Origin of the sequence: Pseudomonas marincola (assembly GCF_900116605.1) — a bacterium.
GTDB classification, from domain to species: Bacteria; Pseudomonadota; Gammaproteobacteria; order Pseudomonadales; family Pseudomonadaceae; genus Aquipseudomonas; species Aquipseudomonas marincola.
In genome coordinates this window covers 313,171-332,944 of record NZ_FPBC01000002.1, presented here as the reverse complement: position 1 = coordinate 332,944, position 19,774 = coordinate 313,171, and the positions used below count along the sequence as shown (strand labels likewise).

The 19,774-nt window shown below is 58.1% G+C and carries 18 protein-coding genes; 9 read left to right on the top strand and 9 right to left on the bottom strand.

Features of this window, described 5'->3' with window-relative positions; all coding sequences use genetic code 11:
• Window position 1 precedes the first annotated feature (1 nt).
• From lptB to BM395_RS05920, 6 genes are all read left to right on the top strand, one after another.
• Window positions 2–727, top strand: coding sequence for an LPS export ABC transporter ATP-binding protein (gene lptB / locus BM395_RS05945; protein ID WP_090509718.1), 726 nt, complete (start codon window positions 2–4; stop codon window positions 725–727).
• A 127-nt stretch (window positions 728–854) separates the two neighbouring features.
• Complete coding sequence (locus tag BM395_RS05940; RefSeq protein ID WP_069898019.1) at window positions 855–2,363, top strand: RNA polymerase factor sigma-54; 1,509 nt, start codon at window positions 855–857, stop codon at window positions 2,361–2,363.
• A 273-nt stretch (window positions 2,364–2,636) separates the two neighbouring features.
• Window positions 2,637–2,945, top strand: a complete 309-nt coding sequence (gene hpf, locus BM395_RS05935; RefSeq protein ID WP_069898020.1) for a ribosome hibernation-promoting factor, HPF/YfiA family — start codon at window positions 2,637–2,639, stop codon at window positions 2,943–2,945.
• A 15-nt stretch (window positions 2,946–2,960) separates the two neighbouring features.
• Window positions 2,961–3,425 (top strand): PTS IIA-like nitrogen regulatory protein PtsN, encoded by a 465-nt coding sequence (ptsN, locus tag BM395_RS05930; RefSeq protein WP_090509716.1) that lies wholly within the window; start codon window positions 2,961–2,963, stop codon window positions 3,423–3,425.
• 11 nt (window positions 3,426–3,436) lie between these two features.
• Window positions 3,437–4,294 (top strand): RNase adapter RapZ, encoded by an 858-nt coding sequence (gene rapZ / locus BM395_RS05925; RefSeq protein ID WP_069898022.1) that lies wholly within the window; start codon window positions 3,437–3,439, stop codon window positions 4,292–4,294.
• A gap of 12 nt (window positions 4,295–4,306) precedes the next feature.
• Entirely contained in the window at window positions 4,307–4,579 is a 273-nt protein-coding gene (locus BM395_RS05920) for an HPr family phosphocarrier protein (protein ID WP_090509714.1), read from the top strand.
• Window positions 4,580–4,665: 86 nt separating this feature from the next.
• On the opposite strand, the gene pmbA is transcribed toward BM395_RS05920, so the two are convergent.
• Window positions 4,666–6,012, bottom strand: coding sequence for a metalloprotease PmbA (gene pmbA / locus BM395_RS05915; RefSeq protein ID WP_090509711.1), 1,347 nt, complete (start codon window positions 6,010–6,012; stop codon window positions 4,666–4,668).
• A gap of 105 nt (window positions 6,013–6,117) precedes the next feature.
• Here pmbA and yjgA point away from each other — a divergent pair, with 105 nt between their 5' ends.
• Window positions 6,118–6,636: a ribosome biogenesis factor YjgA gene (yjgA, locus tag BM395_RS05910; RefSeq protein WP_069898024.1), complete on the top strand. Its 519-nt coding sequence runs from the start codon at window positions 6,118–6,120 to the stop codon at window positions 6,634–6,636.
• 46 nt (window positions 6,637–6,682) lie between these two features.
• On the opposite strand, the gene tldD is transcribed toward yjgA, so the two are convergent.
• The 8 genes from tldD to mreB all read right to left on the bottom strand — a co-directional run bounded on the left by tldD (window position 6,683) and on the right by mreB (window position 17,777).
• On the bottom strand, window positions 6,683–8,140 hold the full coding sequence (tldD, locus tag BM395_RS05905; RefSeq protein WP_090509709.1) for a metalloprotease TldD: 1,458 nt from the start codon (window positions 8,138–8,140) through the stop codon (window positions 6,683–6,685).
• A 2-nt stretch (window positions 8,141–8,142) separates the two neighbouring features.
• Window positions 8,143–8,991, bottom strand: a complete 849-nt coding sequence (locus BM395_RS05900; protein ID WP_090509706.1) for a carbon-nitrogen hydrolase family protein — start codon at window positions 8,989–8,991, stop codon at window positions 8,143–8,145.
• 63 nt (window positions 8,992–9,054) lie between these two features.
• Window positions 9,055–12,870 (bottom strand): YhdP family protein, encoded by a 3,816-nt coding sequence (locus BM395_RS05895; RefSeq protein WP_244528933.1) that lies wholly within the window; start codon window positions 12,868–12,870, stop codon window positions 9,055–9,057.
• Window positions 12,871–12,901: 31 nt separating this feature from the next.
• Entirely contained in the window at window positions 12,902–14,359 is a 1,458-nt protein-coding gene (gene rng / locus BM395_RS05890; protein ID WP_069898028.1) for a ribonuclease G, read from the bottom strand.
• Window positions 14,360–14,540: 181 nt separating this feature from the next.
• Window positions 14,541–15,137: a Maf family protein gene (locus BM395_RS05885; RefSeq protein WP_090509704.1), complete on the bottom strand. Its 597-nt coding sequence runs from the start codon at window positions 15,135–15,137 to the stop codon at window positions 14,541–14,543.
• 27 nt (window positions 15,138–15,164) lie between these two features.
• Entirely contained in the window at window positions 15,165–15,653 is a 489-nt protein-coding gene (gene mreD, locus BM395_RS05880) for a rod shape-determining protein MreD (protein ID WP_069898030.1), read from the bottom strand.
• The gene (gene mreC, locus BM395_RS05875) at window positions 15,650–16,618 is read right to left on the bottom strand and encodes a rod shape-determining protein MreC (protein WP_244528941.1); all 969 of its coding nucleotides are present in this window, start codon (window positions 16,616–16,618) and stop codon (window positions 15,650–15,652) included. The genes mreD and mreC overlap by 4 nt, the downstream gene beginning before the upstream one ends.
• Before the next feature lie 121 nt (window positions 16,619–16,739).
• The gene (mreB, locus tag BM395_RS05870; RefSeq protein ID WP_069898032.1) at window positions 16,740–17,777 is read right to left on the bottom strand and encodes a rod shape-determining protein MreB; all 1,038 of its coding nucleotides are present in this window, start codon (window positions 17,775–17,777) and stop codon (window positions 16,740–16,742) included.
• A 236-nt stretch (window positions 17,778–18,013) separates the two neighbouring features.
• Here mreB and gatC point away from each other — a divergent pair, with 236 nt between their 5' ends.
• The gene (gatC, locus tag BM395_RS05865) at window positions 18,014–18,301 is read left to right on the top strand and encodes an Asp-tRNA(Asn)/Glu-tRNA(Gln) amidotransferase subunit GatC (RefSeq protein ID WP_069898033.1); all 288 of its coding nucleotides are present in this window, start codon (window positions 18,014–18,016) and stop codon (window positions 18,299–18,301) included.
• Window positions 18,302–18,316: 15 nt separating this feature from the next.
• The gene (gene gatA / locus BM395_RS05860; RefSeq protein ID WP_090509701.1) at window positions 18,317–19,768 is read left to right on the top strand and encodes an Asp-tRNA(Asn)/Glu-tRNA(Gln) amidotransferase subunit GatA; all 1,452 of its coding nucleotides are present in this window, start codon (window positions 18,317–18,319) and stop codon (window positions 19,766–19,768) included.
• Window positions 19,769–19,774: the final 6 nt, after the last annotated feature.

Below are 19,774 nucleotides of genomic sequence, written 5' to 3'. Positions count from 1 at the left end.
GATGGCGATTCTGAAAGCCCAGCATTTGGCCAAAAGCTATAAAAGCCGCCAGGTCGTGCGTGACGTCAGCCTGAACATCGAAAGCGGCCAGATTGTTGGCCTGCTCGGGCCTAACGGCGCCGGTAAAACCACCTGTTTCTACATGATTGTAGGCTTGGTGCAGGCTGATCAGGGTCGCGTCTTGATCGACGACCTGGATGTCAGCCACCTGCCGATGCATGGCCGCGCGCGCGCCGGCATTGGTTATCTGCCGCAGGAAGCGTCGATCTTTCGCAAGCTCAGCGTCTCGGACAACATCATGGCGATTCTCGAGACCCGTAAGGAGCTCGACCGTGCTGCGCGTCACGCGGAGATGGAAAGCCTGCTTGAAGAATTTCATATTCACCACATCCGCGATAATCTCGGCATGAGCTTGTCGGGCGGTGAACGTCGTCGGGTTGAAATTGCCCGCGCACTGGCCACGGCGCCTAAATTCATACTGCTCGACGAACCATTTGCCGGGGTGGACCCGATTTCGGTCGGGGACATCAAACAGATTATTCACCACCTGAAAGCCAAAGGTATTGGCGTTCTGATCACCGACCACAACGTTCGCGAAACGCTGGATATTTGCGAAACTGCGTACATTGTCAGTGACGGCCAACTGATTGCCGAAGGTGACTCCGAAGCCATTCTGGCCAACGAGATTGTAAAAGAAGTCTATTTGGGACATGAGTTCAGGCTCTAGCCGAATCATGCCCAAACTCAAAAGCAGTGCTAGGCAAAGGCCACGGGGAAAGGCATATACTCTGCCTCCTTGTGGCTCAAATGCCCTGTAGTGGATTGCGCATAGACGCCGGTTAATAAGGTCTGCAATGAAACCATCGCTAGTCCTGAAGATGGGCCAGCAGCTGACGATGACGCCTCAGCTGCAACAAGCCATCCGCCTACTTCAACTCTCAACCCTGGATCTGCAACAAGAGATTCAGGAGGCGTTGGAGTCCAATCCGATGCTCGAGCGCCAAGAAGATGGCGACGACTTCGATAATTCCGACCCTATGGCTGACGGAGCGGAAACGGCTGCCTCACCGAATCAGGAAGAGGCCAATTTCCAGGAACCGACCTATCAGGAACCGTCGCAAACCGTAGACAACCTGGAAGATGGCGAGTGGAATGAGCGCATTCCCAATGAGCTGCCGGTAGATACCGCCTGGGAAGACGTTTATCAGACAAGCGCCAGCAGCCTGCCCAGCAACGACGATGACGAGTGGGACTTCACCACGCGCACCTCGACAGGCGAAAGCCTGCAAAGCCATTTGTTGTGGCAACTCAACCTGTCGCCAATGTCGGACAAAGACCGGCTTATCGCGGCGACCCTGATCGACTGCATCAATCAGCAGGGTTATCTCGAAGAAACCCTCGATGAAGTGGTCAGCGCATTCGACCCGGAACTCGACATCGAGCTTGATGAAGTCGAAGCAGTTCTGCACCGCATCCAGCAGTTCGAGCCCGCTGGCATTGCCGCACGCACCCTCAGCGAGTGCCTGTTGCTGCAGCTGCGCCAATTGCCCGCGAAAACACCTTGGCTGGCTGAAGCCCAGCGTCTGGCAAATGATTACCTCGACCTGCTGGGCAGCCGCGACTACAGCCAACTGATGCGCCGCATGAAGCTCAAGGAAGACGAACTGCGTCAGGTCATTGAGCTGATCCAGAGCCTCAACCCGCGCCCCGGCTCGCAGATCGAGTCTGGCGAGCCGGAGTATGTGGTGCCCGACGTCATTGTGCGCAAACACAATGACCGCTGGCTGGTAGAACTCAATCAGGAAGCCATGCCGCGCTTGCGGGTCAACCCGCAGTACGCAGGTTTCGTGCGCCGCGCAGACTCAAGCGCCGATAACACCTTCATGCGTAATCAGTTGCAGGAAGCGCGCTGGTTCATCAAGAGCTTGCAGAGCCGCAACGAAACCCTGATGAAGGTTGCCACGCAGATTGTCGAGCACCAGCGCGGCTTCCTCGACTATGGTGACGAGGCCATGAAACCGCTGGTTCTGCACGATATTGCCGAGGCTGTCGGTATGCACGAGTCGACGATTTCACGCGTCACCACGCAAAAATTCATGCACACACCACGCGGCATTTACGAGTTGAAATATTTCTTCTCAAGCCACGTAAGCACCTCTGAAGGCGGTGAATGCTCGTCGACAGCGATTCGCGCAATCATTAAAAAACTGGTTGCTGCGGAAAATGCAAAAAAGCCATTGAGCGACAGCAAGATCGCTGGTTTACTGGAGGCACAAGGTATTCAAGTCGCTCGCCGCACCGTTGCCAAATACCGTGAGTCACTCGGCATAGCACCGTCCAGCGAGCGCAAACGATTAATGTGAGGGAGTCGCCAAAGCAAACCCTGTGCTTTCCTGCAAAACAGCCATACTGATATCAGGGCTGAGCAAAGCGCACGGCAGAAGCCGAAGCGACCCGGCAGACAATCTGCTTACTCTGGGTGATATGCAGGTCCGACATGTTTGAGGCAACACAACCCGCGTCAAACAGCGTTACACAGCACCGCAGAACCGCTACAGGGTAAGTGAGCAAGCTTCAGTGTTCCGGCGGCAGGCAAATTGCCTGTCACTACTACACGGCAACAAGGAGAAAGCGGTATGCAAGTCAACATCAGTGGACACCAGCTGGATGTGACCGACGCCCTGCGTGACTATATCGAGGAGAAACTCAGTCGATTAGAACGCCACTTCGATAAGATCACCAATGTACAAGTCATCATGGAGGTCGAGAAGCTCAAGCAGAAAATTGAAGCGACCTTGCACATAGCGGGCGGCGAAGTCGTTGCCAACGCTGAACACGATGACATGTACGCAGCAATCGATTTACTAACAGACAAACTTGACCGACAACTTATCAAGCACAAGGAAAAGCAGCTCGACCGTCAGCAAGGCGCTATGGCCCGCTGACATCGCTCACCTCCTATGATCCGACTTGAAGACATCCTGACCCCCGGCCGTTCCCTTGTGAACGTGCCGGGCGGCAGTAAAAAACGTGTTCTTGAACAAATCGCCAATCTGGTCGCTCGTGACTTGAGCGACCTTGACGGCCAAGACATTTTTGAAAGCCTGATTGCCCGCGAAAAACTCGGCTCCACCGGTTTTGGTAATGGCATTGCGATCCCGCATTGTCGTCTGCCTGGCTGTAGTGCGCCGGTGAGTGCGGTACTCAGACTTGACTCAGCAGTCGACTTCGACGCTATTGACGGCGCTCCCGTCGACCTGCTGTTTGTATTGCTGGTTCCGGAAGCGGCAACTGACGAGCATCTTGAGTTGCTGCGCCAGATTGCCAGCATGCTAGACCGCAACGAAGTCCGTGAACGCCTGCGCCATGCTGACAGCAATCAGGCCCTCTATGACGTTGTAGTGGACGTACAAAGCGGCCAGTAGGAAAACGCCCTATGCGCTTAATCATCGTCAGCGGTCGTTCGGGCTCGGGCAAAAGTACGGCCCTTGATGTCCTCGAAGACAACGGTTACTACTGCATCGACAACCTGCCTGCCGACTTGTTACCCGAGTTGGCGGAACGGGCCCTGTTGCATCCCGAGCAGCTGCAACCTTTTGTGGCGGTGTCGATTGATGCGCGCAACATGCCCAGCCAGCTCAAGCGCTTCCCCGAGCTGCTGCGTCAGGTTCGTGACCGCAACATCCGCTGCGATATCGTCTACCTTGATGCCGCGCAAGACACCCTGCTCAAGCGCTTCTCGGAAACACGCAGACGTCACCCGCTGACCTCCGAGCATCGCTCGCTGTCGGAGGCTATCGGCGATGAAAGCAAGTTGCTCGAACCGATTATCGACCTTGCTGACCTGCGCATCGACACCACTCATCTCAATCTCTACCAACTGCGTGACACGCTAACCCTGCGCCTGCTCAAGCAACCGGCGCCGGGCACTGCTTATCTGGTTGAGTCTTTCGGATTCAAACGTGGCCTGCCGGTTGATGCCGATCTGGTGTTCGACGTGCGTTGCCTGCCGAACCCGTACTGGAAACCCGAGCTGCGTGATTACAGCGGCCTGGATCAGCCAATCAATGATTACCTGAGCGCAGAACCCGAAGTGGAAGAGATGTATCAGGACATCGCCGGTTATCTGCAGAAATGGCTGCCGCGTATCGCTGCCAGCAACCGCGCCTACGTGACCGTCGCCATTGGCTGCACTGGCGGGCGACATCGCTCCGTGTACCTGGCCCAGCGCCTGAGTGAAGCGCTTAAAACTCAACTGAAGAATGTTCAGGTTCGCCACCGCGACCTCAGCTAAGGATAAGGCGCGATGCCTGCTTGCGAAATCATCATTATCAACAAGCTGGGCCTGCATGCCCGCGCCGCCGCCAAGTTTGTCGGCGTGGCCGGCCGTTTCCCGTGCACAGTTCGTGTTGGCCGCAGCCCAGAAAGCCTGGTCGATGGTAAAAGCATCATGGCGGTAATGATGCTGGCCGCCGGTAAAGGCACGCCCGTACACCTGCACACCGAAGGCGAACAGGAGCAAGAGGCGCTAGAAGCGCTGATCGAGTTGATCAATAACTTCTTCGACGAAGGCGAATAGCCCCCTTTCGCGCACAAAAAAAGCAGACGCTCTAAACGTCTGCTTTTTTATTGGGTGCTGGTTTTGGCAAATGACGCTACGGCGACTTAAGAGCCGGCGACGGTCATGCGCTCAATCAGCACTGAACCCGTGCGAATATTGCTGCGCAGTTCCAGATCATTACCCACCGCGACGATTTGCTTGAACATGTCACGCATGTTGCCGGCAATGGTCACTTCCTGCACCGGGAACTGGATCTCGCCGTTTTCGACCCAGTAACCGCCAGCGCCGCGCGAGTAATCGCCGGTTACCATGTTCAGGCCGTGGCCCATCAGTTCAGTTACCAACAGCCCGCGCCCCATGCGCTTGATCAGCGCCTGCTGGTCTTCATCGCCATGGCTGACGAACAGATTATGCACGCCGCCGGCGTTGGCAGTACTTGGCATTCCCAGCTTACGGCCTGAGTAGGTGCCCAGCACATAGCTCAACAGCTCACCGCTCTCGACGAATGACTTGGCGTAAGTTGCAAGGCCGTCACCATCAAAGGCTGCGCTGCCCATTGCACGCGGAATATGCGGGCGCTCATCAATATTCAGCCATTGCGGAAACAACTGCTCGCCGATAGTGCCCTCAAGGAACGAAGACTTGCGGTAGATGCTGCCGCCCGAAATGGCGCCGAGGAAACTACCGAACAAGCCAGTCGCCAGCTCAGCCGAAAACAGCACCGGCACTTCGCAAGTAGGCACCGGACGCGCGCCCAAGCGGCTGACGGCACGCAAAGCGGCGCGACGGCCAATGCTTTCAGCACTCGCCAACATCTCGCCCTGACGATTAACGTCGTACCAATAGTCGCGCTGCATCTGGCCGTCCTGCTCGGCAATCATCACGCAACTGAGGCTATGACGCGTACTGGCGTAACCACCGATAAAGCCATGGCTGTTGCCATAAATCCGGCAGCCTTGGTGCGTACTCAGCGAGGTGCCGTCGGCATTCTTGATCCGCGCATCGGTATCAAAGGCCGCGGCCTCGCACTGCAGTGCTTGCTCAATGGCCTGCTCCGGGCTAATTGACCAGGCGTGATAAAGATCCAGATCCGGCAGCTCACGCGCCATCAGGCCGGCATCTGCCAAACCGGAACACTCGTCTTCGGAGGCATGCTTGGCAATCGCCAACGCCGCCGCCACAGTTTCGCGAATGGCCGCGTCGCCACTCGCCGAAGTGCTCGCAGAACCTTTACGCTGACCCACGTACAGGGTGATCCCAAATCCCTGGTCACGGTTGAATTCAACCGTTTCTACTTCACGCTGACGCACACTGGTCGAGAGGCCCTGTTCGACCGACACGGCAACCTCGCAGGCACTGGCGCCCTGCTTCTTGGCTTCGGCGAGAATTTGCTCCACTTGCGCCTGCAATGCGGGCAAACCTTGTGGGCCGACCACTTCTACTGCACTCATAACCACTCCTGATTTATCAACTTCATACGTCATCAGCCTATGGCCGGACGTTTGCAGTCAGAAACTTGCTGCTATCATGACGACGTTATCCACTGGATTGTCCCCATGTCTGAATACCTTGATGACTTCTCCGATGAGAAGAGCAAAACCCAAGTCAAACGCGAGCTGCATGCTCTGCAAGATCTTGGACAACGCCTGACCACCCTAAAGCCGGACCTGCTGAACAAGCTACCGCTGACCGATGCCCTGCGCAAAGCCCTCGAAGAGGCACCCAAGCACACGGCCAACTCGGCCAAAAAACGCCACGTCCAATTCATTGGCCGGTTAATGCGTGACCAGGACATTGAGGCGATTCTTACCCTCCTCGACCAACTGGACGCCTCTACCCGCCAATACAACGAGCGTTTTCACGGCCTTGAACGCTGGCGCGACCGGTTAATTGCCGGCGATGACGCCATTCTCGAGAAATTCGTAATCGAATACCCCGAGACCGACCGCCAACACCTGCGCAACCTGATCCGTCAGGCCCAGCACGAACTGGCGCAGAACAAAGCACCAGCCGCTTCACGCAAAATCTTTAAATACATCCGCGAGCTGGACGAAACTCAACGCGGTTTGCGTTAAGCCATCGTCAGGGTGGAGTCAGACTCCACCCAAGCCCTTATTCCTGTTACGCACCGGTTCCGCCGACGGTAATCGCATCAATCTTCAAGGTCGGCTGACCCACGCCAACCGGCACCGACTGGCCGTCTTTACCGCAAGTGCCGACGCCACTGTCCAGCGCCAAATCGTTACCCACCATCGACACCCGGCTCATCGCCTCTGGGCCGTTGCCAATCAGAGTTGCGCCTTTGACCGGCGCAGTAATCTTGCCGTCTTCGATCAAATAGGCTTCGCTGGTCGAGAACACGAACTTGCCGCTGGTGATGTCCACCTGACCGCCGCCGAGGTTGGCGCAGTAGATGCCTTTCTTCACCGAACGGATGATCTCCTCAGGATCGCTCTCGCCCGCCAACATGTAGGTATTGGTCATACGCGGCATTGGCAGGTGCGCATAGGATTCACGGCGGCCGTTACCGGTTGCGCCAACGCCCATCAGCCGCGCATTGAGCTTGTCCTGCATGTAGCCCTTGAGAATGCCATTCTCGATCAATGTGGTGCACTGGGTCGGCGTGCCTTCGTCGTCGACACTCAACGAGCCGCGGCGCTCAGCCAGCGTTCCGTCGTCGACGATAGTGCACAGGCTCGACGCCACTTTCTCACCAATCCGCCCGCTGTAGGCCGAACTGCCCTTACGATTGAAGTCACCTTCCAGACCATGACCCACCGCTTCGTGCAGCAGCACACCAGACCAACCGGCGCCCATTACCACCGGCATACTGCCAGCCGGCGCGGCAATGGCTTCAAGATTGACCAAGGCCTGACGCAACGCCTCGCGGGCGTAACCCATTGCCCGGGTTTCATTATTGGCTTCGCGTTCAAGGAAATAGCGATAGTCAGTGCGCCCGCCGCCGCCATGCCCGCCGCGCTCGCGACGGCCGTTGTGCTCGACGATAACGCTGACGTTGAAACGCACCAGCGGACGAATATCCGCCGCCAGGCTGCCGTCAGTCGCGGCCACCAGAATGCGGTCCCAGACGCCAGCCAGGCTGACGGTGACTTGCTTGATACGCGAGTCCAGCGCGCGCGTGGCTTGATCGATCTCTTTCAGCAGCTCGACCTTTTGCGCACGGTCCAACACGTCCAGCGGATTCTGTGGCGCGTACAGGGGCGCAATCTGCGCGGTTTTGAAAGCCTGAACCGTGCCATTCTGACCGGCGCGTGCAATCGAACGGGCAGCCTGAGCAGCCTGGCTCAGCGCATCCGGGGTAATCGCGTTGCTGTAGGCGAAACCGGTTTTTTCACCGGACTGCGCACGCACGCCCACGCCCTGATCAAGATTGAAACTGCCCTCTTTGACGATGCCGTCTTCCAGCACCCAGGTTTCAGAAACCTGACTCTGGAAATACAGGTCCGCCGCATCGATACCGGGGCCGGCCAATTCGCCCAGCACACCCGGCAACAGGTCGAGGCTCATGCCGCCAGGACTCAACATATGCTCGGACACGGATAACAACATATCGCTCATAACTACTCCAAACCTGGCAGCCGCGGTTCGGCCGCTGCAAAAAATCGTTTATGCCGGATAACCGGCATTTGCTGGCGAATGCCGGCCTGCTCGACCGCATCACGCGGGGCCAGCAGCATCGCCTCGCCAGAGGCCTGTTCCACCAAAACCCGCCCCCAGGGATTGACAATCGCCGCATGGCCAAACGTCTCGCGGCCACCTGCGTGGGTTCCACCCTGCGCGGCGGCCAGCATGTAGCACTGGGTCTCAATCGCCCGGGCGCGGATCAATACGTGCCAATGGGCAGCGCCCGTCACGGCGGTAAACGCCGACGGCGCGCTGATCAATTCGGCGCCAGCATCACGCAGAGCGCCATAAAACTCAGGAAACCGCAGGTCATAGCAAACGGTCAAACCGAGGCGACCCACGGGCGTGTCAGCCACCACAACCTGGCCACCGTAGGCGTAGTCATCGGACTCTCGGTATCGCCCGCGGCTGTCGGCAACATCCACATCAAACAGATGCAGTTTGTCGTAACGGGCCACACGTTCGCCGCGATCATCAATCAGCAGGGAACAGGCATTAGGCCTGGCATCCGGCTGACCATCTGGCGGCAACGGCAACGTACCAGCCACTATCCATAGGTTGAGGTCACTGGCGGCTTTTTTCAACCAAGGCAGAATTGGCCCGGTCCCCAGCGCCTCTTCACGGCTCAGCGTGGGAAGGTCACGACTTCCCATGGCGGCAAAGTTTTCAGGCAAAACCGCAAGCCTGGCTCCGCCTTCTGCCGCGCGTTCGAGCAATTGGCGCGCGGCCTGCAGGTTGGCCATGACATCAGGCAGACTGACCATCTGGATAACCGCGAGTGTCATACCGGCTCCTGCAAGCGTTGAGAACAACAAGCACAGGCGCTGGGCAGTTGCCCGTTTGCGCCGCTACTTCTGTTTTTCAAACGGTTTGTCAAAGGTGAATTCGGGGTCACTGAGCGGCCCCTTGATGTCGTACTGCACACTCGCCAAGCGGGCGATATTGTCACCGAGCAGTTTATCGGCAACGAACAGCGCACCGCCGATGGCCGGGTTGAAGCCGGCAATGATCACCGCTAACGGCAGGTTGTTACTGACCGGCAGCGTCACCAGCAACTTCGCGTCGATGACCTCGCGCGCCAGATCGAGGGTGCCGTTAACTTCGACGTTGCTCGATGGCCCCTTGAGCGCCAATGGCTCTTTGGTGACGTAAACCCCATCGGTGGCGACCAGCAAGCCCTTCACCCGGTCGTAGCTGAGGCCTTTGCCAAACAGGTCAGAGAAGTCCAGACGCAGGCGTCGGCCGATCGAGTTGAAGTTGAGCAAGCCAAAAATTCGCAAGGCATTAGCCGAGCCCTTGACCTCGACAAACTGGCCTTTCTTCAGCGAGGCGTCCATCGAACCGCTGAAACGCGCCAGCGCAAAACCGGCCGGCGAACCGGGCCAGTGACCGTCTACATCAAGGTGATAACTTTCGCTGGTAGCCGATGGTGCAAATCCCCACGCCACCAGCGTATCAACCAGATTCTCACCTTCCAGACGGCCCTTGTACCAACTGCTGGCGCTACCCGCCGCGCCCTGCCAGCCGACAGTGCCGCTCATGGTGGCGCCGCTGAGTTGCAAGGCCAGATTGCTGAATTGCACACCGTTGGCCAGCGGCCGGGCATTGAATGACCAACTGCCGAGCTGACGCTCGCCCAGCGAGACAAGCTTGATATTGAGGTCTATGGGCGGAACATCGGCCGGGTTAATCGAGCCCAGAACATCCGGAGAAGGCGCGCCGTCGGCTGTAGGCTTGGGTGCGGGCAGCTTGAGGTAATCCAGATTGACCACGATTGGCGTGCTGGAAGAATCGGGCAATTTAACCTGGCCCTTGGCCAATGAGCTGTCGAGCCCCACCGACCAGGCCGCGCCTGTGCGCTTCAAATCGAGGTTGAGATTATCCGCCTCGACGCCCATGCCCTTGAAATGATCAATGCGCAGGCGCGCCTCATTGAGCAACTGCTTGGCATCCCCCACCGGGGCATTCTGATACGGCTTGATCGCGGCCTGCCACGCATCGACATCCAACTCGGCAATGCGCCCACTGATATTAAGGCCCTTGTTACGACCGGGCTGCGCCCGCCCGGCCCCAAGCACCAGGCGGCCACCGCCATCCAGGAAGTTCTCAGCCCCTGCGGTATAAGCGAGGCTGGCGCGGTCGGCATATTGCACCGTGTAGGTCGCAGGCACTGAACCAAGGCTCATCTTGAACTCGGCATCGCTGCTGCTTGCCGCAGGCTTGCCCAGCGGCTCAGGCAGGTCGATGGCCAAGCCCTGCAAATCGGAATTAACCTGCAGATAGCTGTCTTGCGCGCCCAGATTGATCCTCAGCCGATACGGAATAACACCGTTGGCTGGTATCGGTTGGTTGAACGCCAGCCATTGGGTTAAAGTCTCCAGCGCAACCTTGCCTTTCAGGTCGAACAGGGTATTGCTAGCGCCGTCTGGCGTGCCGGCAATGGCCTTGCCGGTCACCGTGTGGCCGAGCGCCCGCGCACTCAAACCTTCGGCGCTGAGGCCCTTGCGGGAATCAAAATTGAAGTCACCCTTGATCTTGCTCAGCTCAAGTTTTGGTGAGGCGATGGTCAGCGATGAATCCTTGCTGCTGAAATCCACCTGCACCACAACCTTGCTCATGTCCTGCAGCGGCAAATCGAGTTTCAGCGCCCCTTCGAGCGTCCCTTGGCCTTTCCAGCCGGCAAAGGTTTCAGCTGTGGGCAACGGCGAATCCTGAAGAATCTGCATGGCATCGCCAACGTTGCTGGCCAGCTTGCCGTCGATCAACAGATGCGTATCGCCGCCGGGTACGCCCAGCGCGATATTGGCTGTCGCATCGGTTACCGTGCTGTTGAGTATCTGGCCCTTGGCAACGTCGATGCGCACGCCAGTGTCTTCAACCCGAACCTGCGCCTTGGCCTTGCTCAGAGCCGGCCAACCGGCTTGGTAATCCAGTTCGGCATCGTCGACATCGAAGAACAGGCTGATGTTGTGCGCGGTTGGCGGCGAGCCGTGATTGATCGAACCCTGATACTGGAAGAAACCCTGACTTACCGCGCCGCCCTTGATCGAGTCAGCCAGCCATTTGCCCAGTTGCGGGCTGAAACTCGGCACGCGGGTTGGCAGGTACTTGCTGGTGTAGCTCGCATCGCCTTCGCGAATCCCCACACGCAGGTCCATGTAATCTTCCGCTTCTGGATCAGCCAGCAAACGGATAATGAAATCAGCACCGGCTTTACCTTCCGGGCCGATCGCTTGCAGATAAGGGCTGCGCAGCGTTACGCCGGCATCGTCCCAGGTCCAGTCAAACTGCCCGTTGACCTTGGTATAAACCCAGGGTTTGGGGAACAGGGTTGCCAGATGCAGGGAGAACTCCTCGGCATCGACATGCACCACGCCGTGGCCGATATCGCCCTCGACGCTGCCGCTGATGTTCTGCACCGAAGGCGATGCTTCAAACGCCGAGAACCCAACCTTGTCGAGATTGGCGGAAAAGCTCAAACGCCGGGCCAACTCGGCCTGCGGTTTAAAAGCCAGTTGCAGGTTGTTCAACTTGCCATGCGGTTGCAGGGTCTCGATGATCTTGCGTCCATTCTCGGACAACGGCGCTAGCGCAGTCACCAGTGGCACCAACGGCGTGACATCGAACTGATCGGCGCTTAGCTGCCAAGTGTCATCAGCAACCTTGCGGGTAATGCCGAGCTGAACCTTGCCCCAACGCTCCTCGCCTATGCGCAGGCCAAGGTCAGCCATGCGCAGGGTAAAACCTTGCTCGTTAGCAGCGAAATAACTGTTGAGCTTGATGTCTTGCAGCGCGACGGGTTCCTGCTCTCCCAGGGCCACCTGCAGATTCGCCACGACCATGCGCGTCACTGCCCGCTGTACGACGCCATCGCGCCAGCTCAGCCAGGCCTCACCGCCCAGTTGCGCCTGCTGCAAATGCCAGGCGCCAATGTAGGACGGCGGAATCCAGTCTGCCCAATCGCCAGGCGCCACCTTCAAGTAAGCGTCGAGGCTCGAGGCTTGCCACTCCTGCGCGTTGAGATCCGCGTTGACTTGCAACTCCAGCGGCTTGCCGTTGGGCAGGTGCAGGCGCATATCCAGGCGCTGGCCCTGAAGCGTTCGACGCAAGGTCAGATTGATAGCTTTGAGGGTGACTGGCGACTGCGCATTCGCCTCGACAGTCACCTGGCTGTCGAGCAACGAGACCTGCTCCAGCGACTTCAGCTGTTGCAGCACCTGCTGCATGTCCACTGGCGCACTGGCTTTGGGCTGCGGCAAGCCTGCAACACTCCATTTGCCTTCGGCGTCTTGCTGCGCGCTCAGGCGCAAGCCCTCGACAACCAAATGGGCAATGCGTGGCTGACGCCTGAGCAGGCTTTGCAGTAAATCAGGAATGAGGCTGACCCGGCTCAGCTTGAGCGCATCGTCCGCCTCGCCCAGCACCAGATCATGGGCGATAAGCTCCGGGGCGAAACCGTGCCAGCCGCCTTCCAGTCGGCCAATCGACACCGGCATTTGCAGCAGCTCAGTGGCTTTGGTCGCCACTTCATCACGGTAGTCGGCCACCATCGGCGACAGCACGCGACCAACGCTCACGTAAATCGCTGCCAGCACCAACAGCAAGGCAAGCAGCGCCAACCCCCAACGCAACAGCGCCGAGATACCCCGACTTAGCGCCAGCACTTAGCGGCGCTCGTTTGGCGTGCGCGACACGCTAGAGCAAGACCACATCGTATTGCTCCTGTGAGTACATGGTCTCGACCTGAAACTTGATGGTGCGGCCGATGAATGCTTCAAGATCGGCAACATTGCCTGACTCTTCATCGAGCAGGCGATCGACGACCCGCTGATTCGCCAGCACCCGATAACCTTCAGCCTGGTAGGCCCGCGCCTCGCGCAGAATCTCACGGAAAATTTCGTAGCAGATGGTTTCCGGGGTTTTGAGTTTGCCGCGGCCCTGACAACCCTCGCATGGCTCACACAGCACCTGCTCAAGGCTTTCACGCGTGCGTTTGCGGGTCATCTGCACTAAACCCAGCTCGGTTATACCGATGATGTTGGTTTTGGCATGGTCGCGCTCCAGCTGTTTCTCCAGCGTGCGCAAAACCTGACGTTGATGTTCCAGGTCTTCCATGTCGATAAAATCGATAATGATGATGCCACCCAGATTGCGCAGGCGCAGTTGCCGCGCGATCGCTGTCGCCGCTTCAAGATTAGTTTTGAAAATGGTTTCTTCAAGCGTGCGATGTCCCACGAACGCGCCGGTGTTGACGTCGATGGTGCTCATCGCTTCGGTTGGATCAATCACCAGATAGCCGCCGGACTTCAACGGCACTTTGCGCTCCAGTGCGCGCTGGATTTCATCCTCAACGCCGTACAGATCAAAAATCGGCCGTTCACCCGGATAATGCTCCAGGCGATCGGCAATTTCGGGCATCAGTTCATCGACGAACTGGGTGATTTTCTGGAAGGTTTCGCGCGAGTCGACCCGCAGCTTTTCTGTGCGCAAGCTGACCAGATCACGCAACGTGCGCATGGCCAGATTGAGGTCTTCATAAATCAGCGTGGGCGCTGGGCAGCTTTGCATCTGCTGATGAATCTGCTGCCATTGGCGGCGCAGGTAACGGATATCTATCAGAATCTCATCGGCGCCGGCACCTTCGGCCGCCGTGCGCAGAATGAATCCGCCGACTTCTTCGATACCTTCCGCCGCGATGCAGTCGGTGACCACTTGCTTGAGGCGCTCACGCTCCACTTCATCTTCGATCTTCAGCGAAATGCCGACATGCGCAGTGCGCGGCATGTACACCAGATAACGTGAAGGAATCGACAGCTGCGTGGTCAGGCGTGCGCCCTTGCTGCCGATTGGGTCTTTAGTAACCTGCACCACCAGGCTTTGCCCATCGTGCACCAGCGCACTGATGCTCTCAACGGCCGCGCCTTCGCGCGTGGAGATTTCCGAGGCATGGATAAATGCCGCACGCTCCAAGCCGATATCGACAAAAGCGGCCTGCATACCAGGCAGAACCCGCACGACTTTACCCTTGTAGATATTGCCCACGATCCCGCGGCGCTGCGTACGCTCGACATGAACCTCTTGCAGGACACCATTTTCAACCACCGCCACGCGCGATTCCATTGGCGTGATATTGATCAGAATTTCTTCACTCATGTGTCCGTCTCATCCGGGAGGGTGCTAGCTGCATCTTGCAACGTATGCCGCGAGGCAGGCGACGAGAGCTTACAGCGTAATGTCACGAGAGTAAGCGATCTGCTGCGCAGGCGACAAATCAGAAAAGCGACTGTCGGCGATACACAGCCTCAATCATCGCCATGCACTGAAGAGTCTGCGATCAAAGTGTAGGGTTGCTGTCCTGCCAGCAGGCTACGTCGAAACTGGCCAGTAGCTCTGCTGTTTCGCACAACGGCAAACCCACAACGGCCGAATAGCTGCCTTGCAACTGCGTTACAAACACCCCTGCAAGCCCCTGAATGCCGTAGCTTCCAGCTTTATCGCAGGGTTCGCCCGTGGCCCAGTAGGCTTCGATCTCGGCGTCACTGAGCGCGCGGAATGTCACGGCAGTACTGACAACACGAACGTCCGATCGTTGCGCACTGACCACAGCCACAGCACTTAATACCTGATGCTCACGACCAGACAGGCTACGCAACGTCGCCAATGCATCATCCCGATCCAAAGGCTTGCCGAGAATTTGCTGACCAAGGACTACAGCCGTATCGGCGCCAAGCACGACCGCGTCGCCCTCAGGCAAGCTGGCAAGCGCCGCTTGCGCCTTGGCGAGTGCAAGACGCTGCACGTAGTCGCAGGGCAATTCGCCAGCAAAAGGCGTCTCGTCGACAGGCGCGATGCACAGCGTGAACGGCACGCCTATCTGTTGCAGAAGCTCACTGCGGCGCGGTGAACTTGAAGCCAGATACAACGATGCCATTTGGATATCCCGAGCTTGATGGAAGGGTTAGTTAACGCCGAAACGCTGCTGCAACCAGCGCAGGATCATCGAGACCCAAGGCCACAGCAAGGCGCTGACCACCGCTGGCAGGATAAAAACCAGAGTCGGCGGGCGGTTGCCGGTGAGTGCGTTGAGCCACAACTGAACCAGCTGCGCGAGGCCGAAGACCATCAGCAGAACGATGCACTGCTGCGACAGCGGAAACATGCGCAGGCGCTGATGCAGGCTCAGCACCAGGAAAGTCACCAACGTCAGAATCAGCGCATTCTGACCCAGCAGCGCGCCGTTGAGCACATCGGCCAGCAGGCCAAAACACCAGGCTGTGAGCATGCCGACCCGTTGCGGCAAAGCCAGCAACCAATAAGTCATGAACAGCGCCAGCCACAGCGGGCGGCCCATCTCCATGAAGTCTGGCAGCGGCGAGACGCTGAGCAGCAAAGCAAACAGCATGGATACCCAAATAACCCAAACATTGCGCGGGCTGGTTGCACTCATTGAGCGGGTCTCACCGGAGCGGGGGCAGTGGTTGACGGGGCTTGCGCAGGCGCAGGTGCGGTGGACTGACTCGGCGCTGGCGTATTCGAGCCTGCTGCCGTTTCAGCCTTTTCTTCGAGCGCCTTCTGATCGGCGGCAACCTCGGCCTCGGCCGATTCAGTTGCCCGCTGCTCAGGCGTGCGTGTGTCGGTAAACACCAACAGCATGTATCGGCTGCGATTGAGGCTGGCAGTCGGAATCGCGCGGACAATCGCAAACGGCTGGCCAGAGTCATGAATCACTTCACTTACGGTCGCCACCGGATAGCCCGACGGAAAGCGCTGCCCCAACCCCGAACTTACCAACAAGTCGCCCACCTTGATGTCGGCCGTGTCGGCAACATGACGCAGTTCCAGACGCTCCGGGTTACCGGTGCCACTGGCAATGGCGCGCAAGCCGTTGCGGTTCACCTGCACCGGAATACTGTGATTGGTGTCGGTCAGCAACAGCACGCGAGCGGAATAAGGCATCACCTCAACCACCTGGCCCATCAACCCGCGCGCATCAAGAACCGGCTGACCAATCACTACGCCGTCTTTCTCGCCCTTGTCGATAAGAATGCGGTGGGTGAACGGGTTCGGGTCAATACCGATCAGCTCGGTCGCCAGCACGTCGTCATCCACCAGCGCAGCCGAGTTCAGCAGTTCACGCAAGCGCACGTTCTGTTCGGTAAGGGCAGCGAGCTTTTGCAGGCGACGCTGCAACAGCAACTGCTCGGTCTTGAGCTTCTCGTTTTCAGCGGCAAGCTCAGTGCGCGAGCTCAGTTCCTGGGTGGTATTTTCCCAAAGCGTGACGGGCAGATTGCCCAGCCAGTAGATCGGCTCGACGATAACCCCAAGCTGGCTGCGAAAAGGCTTCAGAAAGGCAAAGCGGGCATCGACCACCATCAAGGCGACCGAAAGCACGGCCAGCACCAACAGGCGCACACCAAGCGAAGGACCTTTGGTGAAGAGCGGTTTGATAACAAATTCCTCTACACATCCGCCAGTAACAAAAAGCTGCAAGTGGGCGGGCCCGACTTGCAGCTTGAGACTGACAACTGATGGCTTATTCCGTGGACAGCAGGTCCATGGTGTGACGATCCATCATTTCCAGTGCCTTACCACCGCCACGGGCCACACAAGTCAGCGGGTCTTCGGCAACGATAACAGGCAGGCCAGTTTCCTGTGCCAGCAGTTTGTCGAGGTCACGCAGCAACGCGCCACCACCGGTCAGCACCAGGCCGCGCTCGGCGATGTCCGAAGCCAACTCTGGCGGAGACTGCTCAAGCGCGCTCTTAACCGCCTGAACGATAGTCGCCAGCGACTCTTGCAGCGCTTCGAGCACTTCATTGGAGTTCAGTGTGAAACTACGCGGAACACCTTCAGCCAGGTTGCGACCACGCACATCAACTTCGCGAACTTCGCCACCGGCGTAAGCCGTGCCGATTTCCTGCTTGATACGCTCAGCAGTCGACTCACCAATCAGGCTGCCGTAGTTACGGCGAACATAGGTGATAATGGCTTCATCGAAACGGTCACCACCGACACGAACCGACTCTGCGTAAACCACGCCGTTAAGCGAGATCAGAGCGATTTCAGTGGTACCACCTCCGATATCTACAACCATCGAACCGCGTGCTTCTTCAACCGGCAAGCCGGCACCGATGGCAGCCGCCATTGGCTCTTCAATCAGGAACACTTCGCGGGCGCCAGCACCAAGGGCCGACTCACGGATGGCACGGCGCTCCACCTGGGTGGATTTGCACGGCACGCAGATCAGCACACGCGGGCTGGGCTGCAGGAAGCTGTTCTCGTGAACCTTGTTGATGAAGTACTGAAGCATTTTTTCGCAAACGCTGAAGTCGGCAATAACGCCATCTTTCATCGGGCGAATAGCCGCAATATTGCCTGGAGTACGACCCAGCATACGTTTGGCTTCAGTACCGACCGCGACAACGCTTTTCTGGTTGCCGTGGGTACGAATTGCGACGACAGACGGTTCATTCAGGACGATACCGCGCTCGCGCACATAAATAAGGGTATTGGCAGTGCCCAGGTCAATCGAAAGATCACTGGAAAACATGCCACGCAGTTTTTTGAACATGGGATATGGGACCCTAGGAAACGCGTGGGTAAAAAAGTGCGGCAAACTCTAACAACGGTAGGGATTTTGAGCAAGGCACCAATGTGTTAGATTGCCTGTTTTCTGGGCACTAGAGCCCAACATCGCGGCGTTTGACCGCCAGTTCACTGCATCCGTTCCCTGCATTTTCCGATGCATGGCAACCCGTTCACACTTCAACTGGCCGTCTTAACGACCGCCTTTCCATGGAGAACCCGATGGCGCTTGATCGCTCCGAAGTGGAAAAAATCGCTCATCTTGCACGATTAAGCTTGAATGACAGCGAAATTCCGCAAACTACAGAGACACTCAACAGCATCCTCGGACTCGTCGACCAGATGCAGGCAGTCGATACCACGGGCATTGAGCCGCTGGCTCACCCGCTCGAAACGACTCAGCGCCTGCGAGCCGACGAAGTAACCGAAGAAAATCATCGCGAAGCGTATCAGAAGATTGCGCCAGCCGTAGAAAACGGCTTGTACCTCGTTCCGAAAGTCATCGAGTAAGGGAAAACGCCCAGCATGCATCAAATGAATCTGGCCGAGATCGCCCGCGGACTCGCCGCTAAACAATTTTCCGCCGAAGAACTGACGCGCAGCCTGCTGGCGCGTATTCAGCAACTCGACCCGCAGCTCAACAGCTTTATTACAGTCACCGAAGACCTGGCACTGACCCAGGCCAAGGCCGCTGACCAGCGTCGCGCCGACGGTGACACCAGTCCGTTGCTGGGCGCGCCGATTGCACACAAGGACCTGTTCTGCACGCAGGACATCCTCACCAGTTGCGGCTCGAAGATTCTCGGCAACTTCAAGGCGCCTTATAACGCCACCGTAGTCGAAAAGCTCGCCGAGGCTGGCACCGTCACGCTTGGCAAGTTGAACATGGACGAATTCGCCATGGGCTCGGCCAACGAGTCGAGCCACTTCGGCGCGGTGAAGAACCCGTGGAACCTTGAACGTGTTCCCGGCGGCTCATCGGGCGGCTCTGCCGCTGCTGTGGCCGCACGCCTGCTGCCAGCAGCCACCGGCACAGACACCGGCGGTTCGATCCGCCAGCCTGCGGCACTGACCAACCTTACCGGCCTCAAGCCAACCTATGGTCGCGTGTCGCGCTGGGGCATGATCGCGTATGCCTCCAGCCTCGATCAGGGCGGTCCATTGGCCCGCACCGCCGAAGACTGCGCATTGATGCTGCAAGCCATGGCCGGCTTCGATCCGAAAGATTCCACCAGCGTCGACCAGCCGCTTGATGATTATCTGGCAGCCCTGACGCAGCCGCTGAAAGGCCTGCGCGTCGGCTTGCCGAAAGAGTATTTCAGCGCTGGCCTCGACAGCCGCATCGCCGATGCCGTGATGGCCGTCGTCGAGCAACTGAAAACACTTGGCGCCACAGTTAAAGACATCAGCCTGCCAAACACCCAGAACGCAATTGCTGCGTATTACGTGATCGCCCCGGCTGAAGCGTCTTCCAACCTGTCGCGTTTTGATGGCGTTCGCTTCGGCTATCGCTGTGAAAATCCGCAGAACCTTGAAGACCTCTACAAGCGTTCACGCGGCGAAGGTTTTGGTGCTGAAGTTAAGCGCCGGATCATGGTCGGTGCCTACGCCCTGTCGGCTGGTTATTACGATGCGTACTACATCAAGGCTCAGCAGATCCGCCGCCTGATCAAGAACGACTTCGTCGCTGCCTTCAATGACGTTGATGTAATTCTCGGCCCAACCACGCCAAACCCGGCGTGGAAGCTCGGCGAGAAGAACAACGACCCGGTTGCTGCTTACCTCGAAGACATCTACACCATCACCGCTAACCTTGCCGGTATCCCCGGCTTGTCGATGCCAGCAGGCTTTGTCGACGGTCTGCCGGTGGGCGTGCAACTGCTCGCACCGTACTTCCAGGAAGGCCGCCTGCTCAACGTTGCGCATCAATATCAACAAGTCACTGATTGGCACACTCGCGTGCCAGCTGGATTTTAAGGATCA